Here is a 2375-nt window from a genome sequence, read left to right as displayed (position 1 = left end):
CAGAACACCCGGGCCGACCCCAGCGCCCGTGCGCAGCACAGCAGTTCGCGCTCCACGTCCTGTGGATGCAGGGTGTGGCCGTCCACCAGGAGGGCGTCCCGGAGCCGGCCGGTCATCCGGAGCCGGCCGTTCACCGTAAGGCCGAGATCGCCGGTGCGCAGAAAGCCGCCCGGGCCCTCGGCGACCCGGGCGGCGAACAGCGGCGCGGTGTCCGGCGGACCGCCCCAGTGGCCGGTGGCGACGGCGGGGCCGCGCACCCAGATCTCCCCGGGGGCCTCGTCCGGCAGCCGGCGCCCGGTCAGCGGGTCCACGACGGCGAAGTCCGCGCCCGGCACCGGTGCGCGCCCGGTGGCCAGCGCCACCGGGGATCCCTCGGCCGGGACGTAGCCGGCCACCAGGGTGCCCGGGCGCAGCCCCAGGGACGCGCAGCGGTGGGGGAAGGCGGCCATGGTCCCGGGCGAGACCGGCTCGGTTATGAGCGCGCGGCGGCCATCGGCGCGGCTCCGTCAGCCGCCCGGCCTGGCCATCCGCGGGGCTCCGTCAGCCGTCCGGCAACCGGTCGCCGGAGATCGGCGCGGCACCGTCATCACCGCGCCCGCCGGTTGACCCGGACGGTCCAGCCCCCGTCGGCGGCGCGGCCGGCCACCGTGATCCGTACGGAGTCCTCCTTGACCGACAGGCTGTCGCCGACGCCGAGCGGGGCATCGGCGAGTTCGGGGTAGACCGACTCGTTCCAGCAGGCGGAGGTGGCGGGGTGGCCGTCCAGCACCTGGACGGGGCCGTCGCCCGACGCCTTGTCGTTGCGGACGCGGTAGACCAGCACGCCCTCGGTGCAGGTGCCCGCGTCGTTGCCACGGCCGCCGCGGGCCTCGATGGCCAGCGCGGTGGTGGGCCCGGTGCGGACCACGACCAGCCGGGTGCGGGTGTCGCCGCCGGGCCTGTCCCGCTTCATGGGGGCTGCGAGGGGCTGGAGGGTGTACCGGCGCGGACCGATGAGACGGTCGCAGGCCACCTGGCGCGCGCCGAGCCAGCCCAGCTTCCACTTGTGCCAGCCGAACGGATCGGGTGCCATGCCGAACTGGCTTCCCATCAAATCCCAGTCGCCGACGTAGGTGTCCCATTCGGCGCTGGCGTCGGTGTCCTTCGGCCGGTGGTAGAGGTCGGGCAGGTCGAAGACATGGCCCGTCTCATGGGCCAGGACATTGCGGTCCGGCGGATGGTGTTCGAAAACAGTGACCAGACGGCGCAGATCGACACCATCGGCGCGCAGTGGCTTTTCGAAGTTGACGACTTTCGTCGCGTCGGCGTCCACACCGGGCGCATCGGGGTCGGCGACCAGATAGACGAGGTCATAGCGGCCGAAGTCGAGGTGCGGATCGGCGGCGGCGATGGCGTCGCGCAGATACGCGGCCCGGCGCTTGGCGTTCCAGTCGCGCTGTATGGCGTACGCGGTGGAGCGCTGGGGCATGGTGAGCCAGCGCCGCAGCGGATGCACCCGCAGCGCGAACTTCCCGTAGGACGCCCGCTTGAAGAAGTCGGGGGTCGCCGGGATATGGTCGGCGGCCAGCCGGGCCGGGGATACTCTGGGCTTGGCGTCCGGGAACGACAGGAAGACCATCGCCGCGTCCAGTCGGCGCACGGGCCGCGGATAGCGGGAGTTCCAGGTGTCCAGGCCCTCCGAGTGGTGGGCATCGGTACGTTCCAGGTCACAGGGTCCGCCGGGGCCGGCCGCGACAGCGGGGCCCGCCACCGCGGTGGTCGCGATGAGCGCGCTCAACGAGGTCAGCAGGGCCCCGGTCCGACGCAGCCGAGGCTGTCGGTGCGCCCCATCGGGTACCTGAGGACGCACCATGTCGACCTCCCGGGCGTAGTCCGAACACCCACTCCACCCTGAGGTGAATTGGCGGGGTACGCCCTGTTGAGATGGGCTGGTCGAGTGAAGAGGCCGCTATCCGGGTACGTAACAGACGGTCACAATCGGTCAGAGCGGCTGTTGGCCCGCGCAGAGTCGAACAGATACGACCAAACACATTGTCAAGGCGGCGGTGAGCGCGATGACGTCGATGGAACGCCCGGAGTACGAGCCCCTATGATCGGCACACGTCCAGCGGGGAATCCCCCTTCAGGCAGGAAATTACGGTCTGCCCGGCACCCGGTGTGAGACAACAAGATGCGTACGAACAACCTGGACACAACGAACGCCACGCGGGAGCGAGCGGTGAGCGGAATCCCTGACGGGCAGGGCCGCGCCCTGGGCGCGACGCTGCCGACGATCACAGAGCGTGATGCTGCCCCCAGCGTCCTCCCTGTTGCGGAGAACGCCGGCGCACCTCGCCCAGCCATCGGCGCGCCGTCGGCCCCGGGCACGCCCCCGA

Annotated in this window: 2 protein-coding genes; both read right to left on the bottom strand. The window is 71.7% G+C overall.

The features are described 5' to 3' along the window. A partial coding sequence (locus tag KN815_RS09265; RefSeq protein ID WP_216341274.1) for an AMP-binding protein occupies positions 1-449 on the bottom strand: 449 nt, incomplete at its 3' end. 137 nt (positions 450-586) lie between these two features. Beyond that, positions 587-1852, bottom strand: coding sequence for a M6 family metalloprotease domain-containing protein (locus KN815_RS09260; protein ID WP_216341273.1), 1266 nt, complete (start codon positions 1850-1852; stop codon positions 587-589). Positions 1853-2375: the final 523 nt, after the last annotated feature.

It is taken from the genome of Streptomyces niphimycinicus (assembly GCF_018883605.1).
GTDB lineage: Bacteria > Actinomycetota > Actinomycetes > Streptomycetales > Streptomycetaceae > Streptomyces > Streptomyces niphimycinicus.
Note: the sequence above shows the minus strand (reverse complement) of the source record. Positions and strands in the feature narration are given on the sequence as shown.